This window comes from Paenibacillus forsythiae T98 (assembly GCF_000520735.1).
Taxonomy (GTDB): Bacteria; Bacillota; Bacilli; order Paenibacillales; family Paenibacillaceae; genus Paenibacillus_AQ; species Paenibacillus_AQ forsythiae.
The window spans coordinates 1-484 of the sequence record NZ_ASSC01000690.1 but is presented as its reverse complement, the minus strand read 5'-3'; the positions used below and the strand labels follow the sequence as shown (position 1 = coordinate 484).

1 protein-coding gene is annotated in these 484 nt (G+C 58.9%); it reads left to right on the top strand.

What is annotated here, in order from left to right; genetic code table 11:
- Window positions 1-484 (top strand): methionyl-tRNA formyltransferase (locus tag L692_RS0121220; RefSeq protein WP_025702027.1); only part of this gene is annotated, 484 nt, incomplete at both ends.

The following is a 484-nucleotide window of genomic DNA, read 5'->3' as shown; positions in this document are numbered from 1 at the left end:
GGAGCTGATCGTGACGGCGGCTTATGGACAGATTCTGCCCAAGGCCGTGTTGGATCTGCCTGCCCGGGGCTGCGTGAATGTGCATGGATCGTTGTTGCCGAAATACCGGGGAGGGGCACCTATCCAGAGAAGCATTATCAACGGTGAAAGCGTAACGGGCGTGACGTTGATGTACATGGCGGAGGGGCTCGATACGGGAGATATGATCGCGAAGGTCGAAGTTCCGATTGAGGATGACGACACTTCGGGAACCCTGTTTGAGAAGCTGAGTCTGGCAGGCAGAGATTTGCTGAAGGCGCAAATGCCCCGTCTGCTTGCCGGCCCCGTGCCTGCGGAAGCACAGGATGACAGCCTGTCGAGCTATGCGCCCAATCTGAGCCGGGAGGATGAGCGGATCGACTGGAGCGCGGGCTCGCGAGATATCTATAATCGCATCCGCGGTCTGGTGCCTTTCTCGGGCGCCTTTACACACTGGAACGGCGAG